General features: G+C 63.4%; 13 protein-coding genes and 5 pseudogenes. 4 read left to right on the top strand and 14 right to left on the bottom strand.

Annotation, left to right across the window (positions count from 1 at the left end):
• The first annotated feature begins 90 nt into the window (after positions 1–90).
• Positions 91–1,065: a quinone oxidoreductase family protein gene (locus OOZ51_RS09470; RefSeq protein ID WP_265979145.1), complete on the top strand. Its 975-nt coding sequence runs from the start codon at positions 91–93 to the stop codon at positions 1,063–1,065.
• Between the two features lie 389 nt (positions 1,066–1,454).
• On the opposite strand, the gene OOZ51_RS09465 is transcribed toward OOZ51_RS09470, so the two are convergent.
• From OOZ51_RS09465 to OOZ51_RS09430, 8 genes and pseudogenes are all read right to left on the bottom strand, one after another.
• Positions 1,455–3,608 carry an amylo-alpha-1,6-glucosidase gene (locus OOZ51_RS09465; RefSeq protein ID WP_265979144.1) on the bottom strand — a complete coding sequence of 718 codons (2,154 nt, stop codon included), beginning with the start codon at positions 3,606–3,608 and terminating at the stop codon, positions 1,455–1,457.
• 331 nt (positions 3,609–3,939) lie between these two features.
• Positions 3,940–5,382 (bottom strand): membrane dipeptidase, encoded by a 1,443-nt coding sequence (locus OOZ51_RS09460; protein WP_265979143.1) that lies wholly within the window; start codon positions 5,380–5,382, stop codon positions 3,940–3,942.
• Positions 5,376–6,296, bottom strand: coding sequence for a phytoene desaturase family protein (locus tag OOZ51_RS09455; protein ID WP_265979142.1), 921 nt, complete (start codon positions 6,294–6,296; stop codon positions 5,376–5,378). The genes OOZ51_RS09460 and OOZ51_RS09455 overlap by 7 nt, the downstream gene beginning before the upstream one ends.
• 545 nt (positions 6,297–6,841) lie before the next feature.
• Positions 6,842–7,012 (bottom strand): annotated as a pseudogene (locus OOZ51_RS09450) (FAD-dependent oxidoreductase); the annotation flags it as partial.
• 43 nt (positions 7,013–7,055) lie between these two features.
• Positions 7,056–7,289, bottom strand: coding sequence for an AMP-binding enzyme (locus OOZ51_RS09445; protein WP_265979141.1), 234 nt, complete (start codon positions 7,287–7,289; stop codon positions 7,056–7,058).
• 24 nt (positions 7,290–7,313) lie between these two features.
• Positions 7,314–7,565: a hypothetical protein gene (locus OOZ51_RS09440; RefSeq protein ID WP_323054728.1), complete on the bottom strand. Its 252-nt coding sequence runs from the start codon at positions 7,563–7,565 to the stop codon at positions 7,314–7,316.
• Positions 7,562–7,930, bottom strand: a complete 369-nt coding sequence (locus OOZ51_RS09435; protein WP_265979370.1) for an AMP-binding protein — start codon at positions 7,928–7,930, stop codon at positions 7,562–7,564. The genes OOZ51_RS09440 and OOZ51_RS09435 overlap by 4 nt, the downstream gene beginning before the upstream one ends.
• 94 nt (positions 7,931–8,024) lie before the next feature.
• A pseudogene (locus OOZ51_RS09430) lies at positions 8,025–8,132 on the bottom strand (AMP-binding protein); the annotation flags it as partial.
• On the opposite strand from OOZ51_RS09430, the gene OOZ51_RS09425 reads away from it, so the two are divergent.
• Complete coding sequence (locus tag OOZ51_RS09425; protein ID WP_265979377.1) at positions 8,092–8,271, top strand: hypothetical protein; 180 nt, start codon at positions 8,092–8,094, stop codon at positions 8,269–8,271. The pseudogene OOZ51_RS09430 and the gene OOZ51_RS09425 overlap by 41 nt on opposite strands.
• A 5-nt stretch (positions 8,272–8,276) precedes the next feature.
• Here OOZ51_RS09425 and OOZ51_RS09420 read toward each other — a convergent pair whose 3' ends face one another.
• The 4 genes from OOZ51_RS09420 to OOZ51_RS22495 form a co-directional block, all read right to left on the bottom strand.
• The gene (locus OOZ51_RS09420; protein ID WP_265979140.1) at positions 8,277–8,570 is read right to left on the bottom strand and encodes an AMP-binding protein; all 294 of its coding nucleotides are present in this window, start codon (positions 8,568–8,570) and stop codon (positions 8,277–8,279) included.
• A gap of 137 nt (positions 8,571–8,707) precedes the next feature.
• Complete coding sequence (locus OOZ51_RS09415) at positions 8,708–10,156, bottom strand: aldehyde dehydrogenase (RefSeq protein WP_265979139.1); 1,449 nt, start codon at positions 10,154–10,156, stop codon at positions 8,708–8,710.
• A 173-nt stretch (positions 10,157–10,329) separates the two neighbouring features.
• Complete coding sequence (locus OOZ51_RS09410) at positions 10,330–11,118, bottom strand: shikimate dehydrogenase family protein (RefSeq protein WP_265979137.1); 789 nt, start codon at positions 11,116–11,118, stop codon at positions 10,330–10,332.
• Positions 11,115–11,462: an SDR family NAD(P)-dependent oxidoreductase gene (locus tag OOZ51_RS22495; protein WP_416346367.1), complete on the bottom strand. Its 348-nt coding sequence runs from the start codon at positions 11,460–11,462 to the stop codon at positions 11,115–11,117. Before OOZ51_RS22495 ends, OOZ51_RS09410 begins: the two co-directional genes overlap by 4 nt.
• A gap of 154 nt (positions 11,463–11,616) precedes the next feature.
• Between OOZ51_RS22495 and OOZ51_RS09405 the strand changes: the two genes are divergently transcribed.
• Positions 11,617–12,453: an IclR family transcriptional regulator gene (locus OOZ51_RS09405; protein ID WP_265979135.1), complete on the top strand. Its 837-nt coding sequence runs from the start codon at positions 11,617–11,619 to the stop codon at positions 12,451–12,453.
• Between the two features lie 310 nt (positions 12,454–12,763).
• Positions 12,764–13,117: pseudogene (locus OOZ51_RS09400) on the top strand (transposase); the annotation flags it as partial.
• Between the two features lie 191 nt (positions 13,118–13,308).
• On the opposite strand, the pseudogene OOZ51_RS09395 reads toward OOZ51_RS09400, so the two are convergent.
• Positions 13,309–14,682 (bottom strand): annotated as a pseudogene (locus OOZ51_RS09395) (IS1380 family transposase).
• Positions 14,683–14,695: 13 nt separating this feature from the next.
• Positions 14,696–15,084: pseudogene (locus tag OOZ51_RS09390) on the bottom strand (transposase); the annotation flags it as partial.
• Positions 15,085–15,413: the final 329 nt, after the last annotated feature.

Genomic DNA, 15,413 nt, shown 5'->3' with positions numbered 1-15,413 from the left:
CATGGCCCAATCACCGTACCGGGGGAGCCAAGCATCACGCACGGCCTTAGCGCAATATTTGTCCATAAAAAGGAAGATGGAAGAAAACCAGTGAAAGCAGCAGTCATACGTACTTGGGGCGGTCCGGAACAATTTTCCGTCGAAACAGTGCCCGATCCGGAACCCGGACCGGGCGAGGTAATCGTCGAACTTCACGCCAGCGCCTTAAACTGGCACGACGTCCTCGTCCGGCAAACCGGCCGGGGGTTCACAACCCCCAGCATTCTCGGCCTCGACGGGGCCGGAATCCGCCAGGATACGGGAGAGAAGACTGTCATCTTCCCAGGGCTGAATTGGGGAAGAAATGCAGCAGCACCCGGAAGGGATTTCTCAATCCTCGGTGACAGTACAGACGGAACCTACGCCCAACTTGTTGCAGTTCCCGTCGAAAACCTGTTCCCCATGCCCCAACACCTCTCGTGGGCGGAAGCGGCGGCGCTTCCCTGCGCGGGGCTCACCGCGTACCGGGCACTCTTCAAACGGGCCAAGTTGCAGCCGGGTGAGACCGTGTTGGTCATTGGCGCCGGCAGCGGCGTCTCGACGTTCGCCATTATGTTCGCTGCCGCCGCTGAAGCCCGTGTGCTGGCGACGTCATCGAGTCAGGACAAGCTCGACTCTGTCCGTGCCATCGGTGTGGATAAGGGATTTCTCTACACAGACCCCGACTGGGTCCAGCAGGTACTCGAAGCCACCGGCGGCGGTGTGGACGTCATCATCAACGGTGCCGGCGCCAACCTGCGCGACGCCATGGCATGTCTGAAACCAGGAGGACGGATTGCCGTGTTCGGCTCATCCGGGGGAAGCACAGCCGCGATCGACATCCCGGACCTCTATTGGGGACACGTATCGGTTCTCGGTACGACACTTGGAAGCCCGGATGATTTCGGACAGATGCTCGAATTGATCGACAGGCACCAGATCTGCCCGATAATCGACTCCATCTATCCCCTGACGGAAATCGTCGAGGCACACCGCCACCTCGAATCCAGAAAACATCTCGGGAAGCTCGTACTGAGCCTCAGGTAAGACGCTCATGCCGCGAACCCAATGTCCGAGGAGGCTACGAATCGCCGCAAGTACCTCCACGCGTGCCGTCATCCTTGCTCTCCACCATTGGAAACAAATCGATGATTCCAACGCTGGGGTGTGGCCACTCAAACCTGTCACAGCCAGAAATCCGGCAATCCGGCAACGACATGGCCAAATAGCGGTGTAAAAAACGTGCCAGATACCTCTGCGGTTCACAGGTCTGGGCACTTCAAGAGATCAGGACCCTCGCTACCTTGTCTTGCATGCGGCCTAGTACAGGAAACACCGCTTCATTCCCCTGCTGGTGATCGTCGCTTCCTCGTCGGCAATCTGGCCGCCATGAGACTTGCAGGACGGAAGAAGAGCCGACTGCGGCTGGCCCCTCTCTAAGTCTTTCCGCGCCGTGCGGCCTGCTCCACCAGTTCCGTCATCCATGTCCGGTGCCCGCGGTGGAACACCATGCCTTCGGGCAGCCCCTGGACGGTCGCAGTGGAACCGGTGATGTCGATGGTGATCCGGCCCCCGGCCATGGGGGCGTTGGTGATGTGCAGGTCGCCGTAGGATGCCGGGAGGACTGGATCCATCCAGAGGCTTCCGCGGGAAACATGGGTGTCGTAGCGCATCAGACTCGTCACCAGCATGATCGGTGTGGTCGCGGCCCAAGCCTGCGGCGAGCATGCCGTCGGGTAGGGCACCGGTGCGGCGAACTGGTCGCGGCCGAAGCCGCAGAACAGCTCCGGCAGCCGTCCTTCCGAAAATTCGGCCGCCTCCAGCAGGGCTGTGGCGATCCGCTGTGCCTGCTCCACGAACCCGTAGCGAAGGAGTCCCGCTGCGATGATCGCGTTGTCATGCGGCCAGACGGAACCGTTGTGATAGCTGGCTGGGTTGTAAGCGCCCATGTCGCTGGCCAGGGTACGCACGCCCCAGCCGCTGAACATTTCCGGGGACATCAGCCGTTCGGCCACCAGCGGGGCCTTGTCCTCGTCGATGAGCCCGAACCACAGGCAGTGGCCCATGTTGGACGCGCACGCATCGACCTGGCGTTTGTCGCGGTCCAGGGCCACGGCGTAGTACCCGCGCCCGGGCATCCAGAACTGCTCATTGAACTGTTTCTTCAACTGCGCCGCCCGGTCGGTGAGCTCGTCCGCCAGCGCTGTGTCACCGGCGTCGTACGCCAGCCACGCGCGCGCCATGTACGCGTGGTACACATAGGCCTGGACCTCGCACAGCGCGATTGGCGGTTCCGCCAGGGTGCCGTCGGCGAAATTGATCCCGTCCCAGGAGTCCTTCCAGCCCTGGTTGATCAGGCCCTGGTCGTTGAGGCGCTGGTATTCGACGAACCCGTCGCCGTCCTTGTCCCCGTAGTCCCGGATCCACGCCAGCGCCCGGTCCGCGTGGGGCAGAAGCGCGGCGATGGCCTCCTTGGCGAATCCCCAACGGCTGACCGATCCGAGCAGCGCCAAGAACAGCGGGGTGGCGTCGACGCTGCCGTAGTAGGCGGATTTGCCGCCCAGCGACAGCCCGCTAGAGACATCGAGCCGAACCTCATGCAGGATCTTGCCCGGCTCCTCCTCGCTCATCGGATCCACCACGGTGCCCTGACGGTCGGCCAAGGTCTGCAGCGTGCCCAGCGCCAGGGACGGATCCACCGGCAGCGCCATCTGCGAGGCCCAAAGCGAGTCCCGGCCGAACAGGGTCATGAACCAGGGCGCCCCGGCGGCCACCACGATCCGGTCCGGATGGTCGGGGTCTTCGATGCGCAGGGCCCCCAGGTCGTCGTAGCTGCGCCGCAGGGTCCGTTCGATGGACCGGTTGCCCATCTGCAGCACCGGGATCCTGGCAACCCACTCCTGCCGGCGCCGGTCCCGCGGGGACAAGCCGCCGCCGTCAGCGTGGACAAACGACGCGGCATCGGCTCCCTCAGTCCCGGGCACGACCGTGAGGACCGTGCTCCACTGCCCGTGCGGCGGAACGGTCACCCGGTACGTCAGGGCCTCCGGCGTAATGTCGGCTCCGGAGGCCTGGACGGTGACGCCCTTCCGGACATCCTGCCAGAGCGCGCGGATGCTCAGCACATCGCCGTCCACGTGGCGGGTCTCGTCCCAGCGCCTCTGGATCCGCGCCTCCTTGACCTCGAAAAGGTCCGCGAAATCCGCCTCAACCGTCAGGGAGATCACGCATTCGGCCGACTCCAGGCCATAGTTCCGTACCGTGACCTGCTCCTGGATGCCGGCCCCCACTTCGCGCAGCCGTTCCACGAGTAGCGGGCTGTCTGAATACCCGTCAGTACGGGCAACACGGCTGGCGAACAGTGCGCGGTACGGCTCCTTGGTCTCCGCGGCGAGGGGCTCCAGCGGCTGGCCGTTGATAGTCAGGTTCCAGCCGGACATGATCCGGGTGTCAAGGACGAAAAGACCGTGCGGATGTTCGGGATGGATGTCCCCGTTCGCCAGGGAGATACAAAAAGACGATCCCTCCACCAAAGTGACCGCCCCGGCCCCCAGGGGCCCGGCCGCCGTGTCAGCATTCCATCCAACCATCCCGGCCCCTTCCTGGCCTTCAAGAAACTGGCACCAGCCCCTTAGGTCATGCTGCTGCAGTCGCCTCCAAATTCTGCAATCGACGCTACTCTTGCCTACTCGCTGATGCCAGAGCCCTCGGTGCGTAGAACGTCTTCCGGCCTGAGCCCATACTCCTGATCCTCAGGATTCTGCTCGCGCATGCGACCGCAGAGCGGGCGTGCACACCGCATGGCAGGACTCAATCTCGATGGTGCTCTTCGTCCAATAGACGACGAATCGGCAGACGTGCCCCCGCCGGGAGCGCTTCCGAGCCGACCAGTTGACGTGCTGGGAGTGTACGCGGCGGTGTTCAGTCTCGGGTTCCGAATTGGCGAAGCAGCGCTGCGGTGGTGGCTAGGAGCGCTACGATCGCCGCGTACCAACATGCGGTGGCAAAGAGCCCGAGTGGAGACGCCAGTAGACCTGCCACGACAGCCGGCACGCTGAAAGCGCTGTAGCTCACTACGAACACCGCCGCGAGTGCTTGGGCGCGCTCACCAGGCTGAATGAGCGGCAGGAGAGATCGCAAGGCGCCTGAAAAGGCGGTGCCGAAGCCAGTGCCCGTGACCATCACTGCAAGGTAGTACATCCACAGTGATCCGGTGACTATCGCCCCAATCGCCAGAGCACTTCCGATGGCAATGGAAGTCGTGCCATAGAGGGTAATGGAGCGCCCCGCACGGTTGCGCATCAAGTATCCGGCTACAGCACCGGACCCGGCCAGCAACGCGATTACCAGGGCGCGGGCAAGATGAGAACCTTCATGGAATTGGGTTGCTACGATTACAGGCCCAAGTGAGAGGTATAAGCCGCCTGTCGCCCATCCGGCGAAGATGGCCGGCGCGGCAAATATGAACGCTTTCCGCATACTGCGAGGCAGGGACGCGCGTGGCCGCAAAGATGCCCACGCTCCATCATGCCGGAGAGACGTCTCGGGAAGGCACATCGAGGTGCGGCTCCAACGGCCTTGACGCCACCAGAGGATCTCCTCGTCGTCCTGACCGATGTAGAAGTCTGAGCCAAAGCCGACGTGGTCGACTCCGATGTTCTCGACCGTCCACTCGACCATGTCGCAGAAGTCGTCGAGCGAGCAGTTGATCCCGTTGGGTGCGATCCGTGGGTACATGCTCAAGCCGACCACCCCACCTTGCTGCGCAAGGGCCTTGAGCAACGGCAGTGACTTGTTCCTGACCGCGAGCTCGACGTCATTGCCGACGGCGTCGATGGGATTGGCGTGGGTGATCGCGACCGGCTTGGAGGACGCCTCGAGCGCATCGAAGCAGGTCTTCTCGTTGCTGTGTGAGACGTCGACGACCATGCCGGCGGCGTTCATCTCACGGATCAGGTTGACGCCGAAGGTCCGGGAGAGGCCGTTGTGGGAGTCCTCCCAGCATCCCGATCCCGCGGCGTTCATCGTGTTGTAGGTCAGCTGCGCGATGCGGACTCCCGCCTCGTGGAATCCTTCGACGAGGTCGAGGTCGGCTTCGAAGGGCGAGGAGTTCTGGAAGCCGAGAATCACCGCCGTCCGATTCGTGCGCTGTGCCTCGTGGACATCGTCCATGGTTCGCGCAAGAGTGATCAAATCCGCGTTGTCGGCAAGACGTGCCTGCCACTTCCCGATCTCGCGGAGCGTCTCGGTGGAGTCCTCCCAGATCGCGATGGTCACGTGAACGGCGTCGATCTGGCCCTTGCGCCATTCCTGGAATCGTTCCCGGGTCGGAACGCTGAACTGGAGCGCGTCGATCGTCAGCATGGGTCGTGCCTCTCACTTGTCATCGCGGACATTTCTGGTGGTGCGAGATCTGTTCTCGCGTCGAGCTTGATGGCTGCGTTGCGGCCGCTCAGGCCCGAGACGTAGTTGGCTGGCCAGGTGCCGGTGCTGCACAGGTACAGGCCGTCGATCGGCGTGGTGTAGTCCGACGCGCCCGCGAACGGGCGCCACTGGAACATGCGGGAGGGGACGACGTCGCCGTGGAGGGCATTGCCTCCTCGGATGCCGAAGGTGGACTCCAGATCTTGCGGCGTCGCGACGCGGTAGTCGACCAGGATGTCAGGGAGGTTCGGTACGTGCTGGGTCAGGTGTCCGATCACGTGCCGTGCCCAAGCATCGGAGTCATCGGTGGTCCAGTCCCCGGTGGCGAGATGTCGAGGGGCGTAGGAGACCGACAGGCTCATCAAGTGTCGCCCTGGCGCGTTGAGGCTGTCGTCGAACGCGGTCTGGGTCAGGCCGTAGATGCTGGGAGTCCCGGACCAGTCGCCGGCCTGGGCCTTGCGGAACGCGTCGTCCATGGATGCGATGTCACCGGCGGCTCGGAACCCGCACCGCGCCATGAGGTCGTTCTCGGCCGGGGTACGGGCTGCCTTGAACTGAGGGAGTCCTTCCAGTCCGAGGTAGACCTTGCCCAGGCACCCGTCCATCGGCAGGGCCTCGAGCGCGCGTCGCTGGTCGTCGGGGAGATGCTCGCTGGGAATCAGCTTCAGCATGGTCGTGACCGGGTCGATGGCAGACATGACCGCTTGCGCGGGGAACTCCCGCCCGTCGTGGGTGACGACTCCAGTGACACTCCCTCGGTCGTTGAGCGTGATGCTGGAAACTGGAGCCTCGAGCACGATCCGCGCCCCGGCTGCCACCGCCGATGCCGCGATGGCTTGCGTGAGTGCACCCATGCCCCCCGGGGTGTGCGGCGCGCGAACTCGGCGGTGAGCTGGACCTTGGACCGCCGCTTTCGGGCAGCCGACGACTCTCTGTACAGGGGCCGCTGCAGCAGCTGGTAGCCGCTACCGGGCGTGCTCGGTCCGATGAAGTTGCCGGTGACAGCGAGCATGGCGAGCGATGCCTGTACCTGCCAGGAACGAAGCCCCGTGCGGGCGATGTCGGCCGCGGTTCCGAAGAGGATCTTTCCCAGGAGATCCTCTTGCGGACCGTTCTTCACCCGCGAGAAGAGTGTCGACATGGTCGGCGGCGGGTCATAGAAGGAGACATCCAGGGTGCGGGCCAGGGAGCTGATCTCGGCGATGGTCGCGGCGTACCGCTCGGCTTCGCCCTCTCCCAGCGCGTCGAACTCCGCTGCGCTGGCCGCCCGGTCCGGGAAGGTGATGATGCGCTGGGCGTCGGGCAGGAGGACCATGCTCGAGGGACCTGCGAGCTCGATCCAGTCCAGGCCGTGCTGCTCGAGCTCGAGGTCCTCGATCACGAGCGGGTCGAAGTTGTGCGGGGTGTTGGACCCGAGGTTTCCGCGGAAGCCGGGGATGACCTCTGCGGTCTGACAAACGCCTCCGACGCCGTCGGTGGCCTCGAGTACCGTCACGTCGTGGCCGAAACGCGCCAGGTACGCTGCGGCGACGAGTCCGCTGTGCCCGGCTCCGATTACTACGACGCGCATCTGCACACCCCCGCGCGTCGCTCCCACGTCGCCCGCTGGCACCTCATCGGAGCTCCCGCTTGAGGATCTTGCCAGTGGCCGTCATCGGCAGGCTTTCGACGAAGGTGACGATCCGCGGGTACTTGTACCCGGCCATCTGTTCCTTGCCCCAGGCGACCAGCTCGTCCTCCGTCAGGGAGGCCCCTGCGCTGAGGATCACGAAGGCCTTGATCTCTCCGCCGTGGGATTCGTGCGGGACACCCACGACCGCGGCCAGGGAGACAGCAGGGTGGGACATCAGTACTTCCTCGATCTCGCGGGGTTACACGTTGAAGCCGCCGCGGATGATCATGTCCTTGGAGCGATCGACGACGTAGTAGAAGCCGTCCTCATCGCGGCGGCCCAGGTCCCCGGAGCGGAACCAGCCGCTGCGGATCGCCTCGGCGGTCGCCTCCGGGTCGCCGTAGTACCCCTTCATGACGTTGTGGCCCTTGATTGCGATCTCCCCGATCGCGCTGAACCCGTCTTCGCCGACCGCGGTGATCTCGTTCCAGGCGTCGTCGATCAGCTTCACCTCGACGCCCCAGACCGGGACGCCGATCGAGCCGGGGCGCGGCTTCTGCTCCGGGTCGCTGGAGGTGGCGAAGGTGAGGTCTCGGAGAGGCCATAGCCCTCCAGGATGTTGAGGCCCAGCTTGTCCTTGACCTGGGTGATGATCTCGACCGGCAGGCTGGCTCCGCCTGAGACGACGACGCGGAGGTTGTTCGCGATTCGCTCCACGTCGATTCCGTCGGTCATGGCACCGAGGAGGCTCCACCACATCGTCGGTACGCCGGCGAAGAAGTTGACGTCCTCCTTCTGCATCAGCTCGATGGCCTGCTGGGCGTCGAAGCGCGGAACCAAGAGCAGGGTTGCGGCCGCGGCGAAGCCGGCGTGCATCTGCACGGTCGCGCCGAAGGTGTGGGACAAACAACGGCAGCGCGACCACGTGTGTGTCGGAGGCGGCCTGAGTTGCAAACAGCTTTTGCGCGGCGACGACATTCATCATCGTGTTCGAGTGGCTGAGCTCGGCGCCCTTGGCCCGTCCGGTGGTACCGGAGGTGAACAGGATGATCGCGGTGTCGCTGGGCTCGGTGACCACGGCATCGAAGTCCGTGGACTTTCCTGCTAGCGCCTGGCCCAGGGTCTCGGTGCCTTCGACCGACGAGGGCGCGGCAGGATCGGCCATGATCATGAAGAATTGCTCGACCGGACTGCCGTCAGCCCTCGTCCGCTCGTAGCCTGCTTATCCTTCCGCGCCGATGGCGAGATCCGGGGTGCCCTGGAAGCAGAAGTACGCCTTCACGTCCGCTTCACTCAGGTAGTAGGCCACCTCGCGGCCCTTGAGGAGCACGTTCAGCGGGACGACGACCGCACCGGCCTTGAGGATGCCGTAGTAGACGATCGGGAACGAGGGCAGGTTCGGGCAGCTCAGCGCGACCTTGTCGCCGGGCTGGACCCCCCGCTCGACCAGCAGGTTGGCCACCTGGTTCGCCGTCGCGTTAACTTCGGCATAGGTGAGCCGAGTGTCACCGAGCACCAGGGCGAACGCGGTGGGGGTACTTGCGGGCGGAGTCCTCGAGCAGGACCGACAGATTCAGCATGTGTGTCTTCCAAAGGTTGGTGATCCGGGCCAGGCGGGGGCAGGGCCGCCCCCTCTGGCCCGGAAGTTAGTAGTCAGACGTAGATCGACTTAAGTTCCTGGTGCGCGGCAAGAGCCTCCGGGCCCAGTTCGCGACCGAGACCGCTCGCCTTGACCCCTCCGAACGGAGCGGCCATGTCCGGCAGGTAGCGGTTGACGCCGATCGTGCCGGTACGGACCCGGCGCGCGATGGCCTGGCCACGCCCGGAATCGGCGGTCCAGACCGAACCGCCGAGCCCATAGTCGGACTCGTTCGCGATCCGCACCGCGTCGTCGTCGTTGTCGTAGGTGATGACCGAGAGGACCGGGCCGAAGATCTCCTCCTGGGCGATCGTCGCGGCGTTGTCGACACCCGCGAAGACGGTGGGCTCGACGAACCAGCCTCGCGGCTGTCCAGCCGGTCGGCCTCCGCCGACCACCACACGGGCCCCCTCCGCCCTGCCCTTCGCGATGAATCCCTCCACGCGGTCGCGATGCGCGGCCGTGCTCATCGGACCGATCTGGGTGGCTGGGTCGAGGGCGTCACCGATGACCATCGAACCGGCCAACGTGGAGATGGCCTCGACCACCTCGTCGTAGCGCGACCGTGGCGCGAGGATGCGGCTGTTGAGGAAGCAGGTCTGTCCGTTGTTGAGCAGGAGGGCCGAGTACAAGGCCTCCCCGATCACCGAGAGGTCAAGGTCGACATCGTCGAGGAACAGTGCCGCCGACTTGCCGCCGAGCTCGAGGGTCACCGGACGGAGCAGCCGTCCACACGTCTCGCCGATCGCCCGCCCGGCGGCGGTCGACCCGGTGAACGTGACCTTGTCCACCCCGGGGTGGGCGACGAGGTATGCCCCCACCTCGCGGCCCGCAGGCACGATGTTGACCGTTCCTGCTGGGATACCTGCCGCCGAGATGGCGTCGGCAAGGAGGTAGGCGTCCAAGACCGTTTCCGGGGAGGGCTTGAGCACCATCGTGCATCCCGCAGCGAGCGCAGGGCCGATCTTCCATGCCGTTAGAGCCTGCGGGAAGTTCCAGGGCACGATTGCGGCGACCACCCCGATCGGACTGCGTTGGATCACGGTGTCGCCCGCCCCCAGGAACCCGACGCGGCGCTCATCGGGTTCGGAGCTGGCCGCAAGGCCTGCGTAGTAGCGCAAAACGGCAGAGGGGTAGTTCGTCTCGAGCTGACTCGAGACCGAGATCGGCATGCCGTTCTGGCTGGAGACCGCCGCGGCGATGTCGCCCTGCCGTGCATCGAGCTCGTCGGCGAGCCTGTTCAGTGCGTATCCTCGCTGCTGAGGCGAGTAGCCGCCCCAGCCATTTGGGTCCTCGAAGGATCGTCGGGCAGCGGCGACGGCTGCGTCGACGTCCGCCTCCGTGCCTTCCGGCACCCGGCCGATGGTTTCCTCGGTACTCGGATTGATGATCGTGATGGTCTCCGCTCCCTGGGGGCGGGCCCATCCTCCACCGATGAAGAAGCTGTCTCTTGTTTCGAACATCTGTCATTACTCCTTGCTGCTGGGAGAGCCGCTGCGGGTGTGCAGGGGCTCAGTCGTCGCGAGAGGGTGAACGGAGCCGCCGGCGATGCTGGGTCGGCTGCAACCGGTGAGGGGACGGTCGGATCGGCGAGGGGTGGGTCAGCGAAAGGCCGAAGCCAGCGACTCCGAAAGTCTTAAGAACCGGCCAGGTAGTGAGAGAGGAGCCGAGTTTGGCCGCTCAGCATATGAATACCTCCGTGTGTGCGATTTCCTTTCACTGAAGCTGCTAAGAGGAACGGAGTCAGCTGGGTGTCCATTACTACGTCTGCGGCTATTCCGCCCGACGGAAAGTCACTACTTGAAATAGGCGACTCGTCCGACGCGCTCATGCCAGCAGCTGTGGCGTTTACGATGAGGTCTGCATCAGAGATACGATCAAGCCCCACGCCCACGTCCGCAGACGGAAACTCGGCCAGCAGGAGATCAATCAGCTCGACAGCGCGCGCAGTCTTGCGGTTACTGACGTCTAAGCACTTTGCTCCAGCCTGAAGTAGCGCCACTCCAACGGCCCTCGCCGCACCGCCTGCCCCCAATAGGACGACCCTCCGGCCCGCAGGGTCGATGCCCTCCGCTCTGAGGCCGGCGACGAAACCCAATCCGTCAAAAGTCTCACCAATAAGGCGACCCTCGTCGGTTCGACGAATCACGTTCACTGCCCCGACGATTTGCGCATTCGGTCCGAGTTCATCACATAAATCCACGACGCTCTGTTTGTGGGGCACCGTTATCACTGCGCCCAGAACGCTCGCATTCGCTCGCATTCCTGCCAGGAAATCGTGCAGCTGCGGCACACCTACTCGAGCCGGCACAGTGACGATATCGCGCCCCTCCGCTTCCCAAATCTTATTAAGCCCCTGAGGGGTGCGCAGTTGCTTGACGGGGTCCGCCACGACAAAACAGGTTCTCGTGGTACCGATGATCACGACGCGCTTCCAGAGGTGAAATGGCGCTTCCTAAAGGGCTCGCTATACGAGCTCGTGTTGCAGTTTAACAACTTTACTCCAAGAGTTTCAGCGGGGAATATTGACACTTTCGGGATGAAGCACGTCATTTCAGCTACCGCGGCCTCGGCACTGACAGAATCGGTGACGTTCAATTGGACGCCAGCTGCCTCCACCCCAGTCGCAACGATCTCAGCAACCACAAGATCGCAGGCCGTCGAGTCCAGGTCCGCGACGACAATGCTGTAGCCGCGTCGGCCTAATTCACTGGCCGCCGCCCTGCCGATGCCGCCAGCGGCTCCCGTAATGAGTGACTTTGACGCCATATCCAATCCACTTCATCGTTCCAGCTATCTGATGTCATAATCATATAACCACAATGTATGCGGTCCTGGCCATTGAAATTACGAGGGAACACCCGCAGACGAGGCACTAATCAGTCCGATGGTAGGATCGCGGAGTGCGGAGAAGGGAGCCAAGATGACGGCCCGCGTAAAGGAAATCAGCGGTGGACTCAAGACTATCGAACGGGCGTTGGCTGTACTCGAAATCGTTGCCACTGCTGCCGTGCCGCCCTCGACAAAGGACCTCTCCACTAAGCTTGGTCACAACATTTCGTCAACGTACAACATCGTGAGTACGCTCCTGAGCTCGGGCTATCTGTCCAAGGACAACGAAGGTCTACTTCGATTGGGTGCCAAGGTGGCAGTGCTAACCAACGCACTTGAGCGGGCAAACGATTACGCGAGAGTCCTTCGCCCTTACGTGGAGCACGTTAACCGCGTCAGCGGAGAGACCGTATATCTGACGCGTCTCATCGGCCAGCGGGTAGTCATCCAAAGCGTCCTCGACGGCAATCAATCGCTGCGCGTAACCGGGCTTGAATCTGATTTCTCCGGCTCCGAGGATCGACGAGCCTCGGGGAAAGCGATCCTTGCATTCCTCAGCGACAGCGATGTGCGCGGAATACTTCACTCGCTTCACCCTAATGAATCAGAACAGCAAGCTGAACGTCGCGTTCGCTCTTTGAGGGGTGAACTCTCGAGTGTGCGAACAGCAGGCTTTGCATTCGAAAACGAAGCTTTCGAGCCCGGAATTTGCTGTGTTGCCGCACCATACTTCGGCGCGGACGGCCGCGTGGCTGGCTCCATCGCCGTAAGCGGACCGTCGGTGCGAGCTGCGACCCTTCAAGGCCCAATTGCAGACGAGGTAATTTTGGCGGCTCAGCGAATGTCTATTGAACTCGGCGGCCGTGTCGTCGAGTCGCTCGATCCGCCCCTAATCGGAGGAGCGTGCGCAGGCCCACGAGGTCGGTAGTTGAAGCGGTAGGGATCACGACGGACAATCGGATATTCACTCCAGGTCTGCTTGCTGCCGCTGCCGGACTGAAGATGCGGATTGAGGAGGGTTGCCCGTTTCAGGACCGCTCACTTGGCCACTCTCTAGAGACCACAAGGCTATGGAGCGGGTAGTAGCCAGTATTCGAACTTATGGTCGAAGGAGAGTTAGTGCCCATTAGCGTGGTGTAAGGGCCCGGCCCCGGGCGTGTTGTTCCCGAACGTGAGGCGGCCATCGCGTGATTCTTGGAAAGACCGACCAAAGTCTTCTCTCAAGGAGTTACCACGCGATGACCGCACCCCTTGTTATCGACCCTGTCCGAGCAACTCGAGCAGACTTCTCCGGATCTGATGCGATCCATGCTGAGCCCGTTCATCAACGTGCTGATGAGCGTCGAGGCCGATGCGTCTGCGGCGCCGAATACGGTGCGCGTTCGGAGGCCCGCACCAACTCCCGCAACGGTTACCGGCACAGGGACTTCGATACCCGCACCGGAACCCCGGACGTCGCCGTCCGCAAGCTCCGGCAGGGCTCGTATTTTCCGGACTGGCTGCTCGAACGCCGCCGCCGGGCCGAGGCCGCCCTCACGACCGTGGTCGCGACCTGCTACCTGCTCGGGGTCTCCACCCGGCGGATGGAGAAACCCTGGGCATTAATAAGAGCGCGGATCGCTTAGCCTCGCTTAGCCTTGATCCAACGATCTGCCCGGCTGGATGATCTGAATCCGGTTTCGGGGGTTTTGCGGGTTGAGGGCGCGCCGAGGTGGCCGGCCTCGCTGCCGTGGGTGTTCCACTGGTGGTCCTGGTTACGTCGTGTGGCTGGGTTGATGGGGGTTCAGGCCGGTTGCGGCGGCGGGTAGAGGTGCTCGAACAGGGCCTGCCATGGTGGTTGCCATGGCCAGGATTCGGGCAGGTGAAGACAGATTTTCCGGGCGCTGGTGGCGATGCGTGCCGGAACGTGGATGAGTTTGGCCCGGATCGTGCCGGTTCTGGCCTTTGCCGAACGGGCCTGGGGCCAGGAGCCCGGCGGCGCGGGTGAGGTTGTAGGCCATGACCGCGGCGTCAACGAGCCAGACCGAGTTCGCCGCGAAAACACCTGAGGGCATATGAGCCAGAGCACTGTCCTTCAGATCGGCGTTGACCTGCTCGATCTGGGCGTGTTTGCGGTGGGTTTTGTCCGCCGCGACGGTGTCCAGAACCTTCGCGTCCGCGGTGGTGAAGAACGCGTGGTGCCGGTGGGTGTCGAACAGGGTTTCCTGCCCGTCACCGGCTTTCTTGTTCAGTTCCGGGATGCGGCGCACCACCAGCCTGCCGGTGACCTGCTCGTTCTTCTTGCGGGAGCTGAACGCGGTGAACATGGTTTCGGCGACCTCTGCCCGGGATACCCAGGTGTTGGTGGTTCGTCGAAGACCGCGTCGGTGTATTCGATCGTTGTCCACGCCGTTTCAGGGATCCCGGCGATGGCGCGTTTGACGGCCGGGTCCATGCGCACGGTCACCGAGACCTCGGCACCTCCTGCCTGGGCGGCGGAAAAGGCTGCATGGAGGTAGAAGGCCGAATCGAACCGGCAGAGCACAGGCCCGTGGCTGTGACCTTCGGCCTGGAGGCTTTTGAGGGTGGACAAGGCGTCGGTGATCAGGCGTTTGGCGCAGCGGGCCAAGTTCGCCGCGCCCTTGCGCAGCCACTGGGCGGCGATCACCTGGGCGGTGTCTTTGGTGGAGACTGTGGCCAGCAGCGCGTTCAGGCCACGGATCCCGGAATACCCGTAGCCCGAACCCTGCTTGGCGTAGCCGTGGACCTCGATGATCGTGTCGTCCACGTCGACGAACACCAGGTCTTCCGCTCCGGGGGTCCCGAGCAGCCGTGCCCGGGCCGAAAGGTTGGCCAGGAAACGGGAGGCGACAGCGTCCAGTTGCCGGACGTGTCCGAACGTGAAGGCCCGTAGGAATGAGCCCAGGGTGGAGGGCGCGTAGCAGGCGGTGAAAAGCCGCGTCATCCCGCCGTGGCGCAGCAGCGCCATGGCATCAATGCTGTCCGCGCCGGCAACCATCCCCGCCACCAGCGATGCGACCTTCAGCCCGGCGTTCGCGCCCTTATCCGTCGGGACCGTCAGCCGTTCGTCGGCGAGCTCGTGCAGCCCGGCGGCCGAAACAAGGTTGGGCTCGTCAAAGGAGACTGACACCGCGGACGGTTTGTGGGAAACTTGCACCTGCGAGATGCTCCCCTTCTTCAGCCAAATTGTTCTGTCGCCACATTTTCACGACCGAATTCAGATTGGCGGGCTCAGCTTTTTGGGAATCGATGAATTCATACTTGCTCACTACCGCTGCTCCCGCGCGAAGTAAGCGCTGGCTTTTTTCAGGAAGGCAGTCTCCGCCCGCAGCTCTTGAACTTCACGCTCGAGCTCCTTCAGCCGTGCCCGTTCCGAAACCGTCAGATCCACCTCCGTGCCGCCGTTCGCCTCGCGGTACTTGACCAGCCAATTGCGGAGCGTCTCGGGGCCGACACCGTACGCGGTGGCCACGTCCTTGATCGGCTTGGATGTGTTGATCACCTCGCGGCACAGCTCGTCCTTGAACTCCTGGGTAAATCGCTTGCGTGATGCGGTCATGCTGATCTCTACTTTCGGTAGACCCCCATTTTAAGAGGGCCCACTGTCCGAGATCTCCGCGGCAGCTCAGGTCCACCCGTCAAGTCCGTTGGTATTGCTCGTAGATGAATGGCTATGGGCGGTCGACCAGCCTCCCTTAGCCTAGTCACTTCGTAGTCCTGCTCATGGATCAGGACGGAACGGCCCTTTTGTGGTTCCTCTGGGCGACGGCCCGATAGTAAGTCGCGTATTTACTCGTACGCGGTAGATATTTGGTTGGGTCCCCGGGTAGAAGTCCAGTGTTTGTGTGAGTTTCGTGTCCGAGAATGGACACAGGAGGAAATTCACGA

Source organism: Arthrobacter rhizophilus (genome assembly GCF_026241105.1).
Taxonomy (GTDB): domain Bacteria; phylum Actinomycetota; class Actinomycetes; order Actinomycetales; family Micrococcaceae; genus Arthrobacter.
The sequence above is the reverse complement of the archived record's forward strand: the minus strand, read 5'-3'. Positions and strand labels throughout refer to the sequence as shown.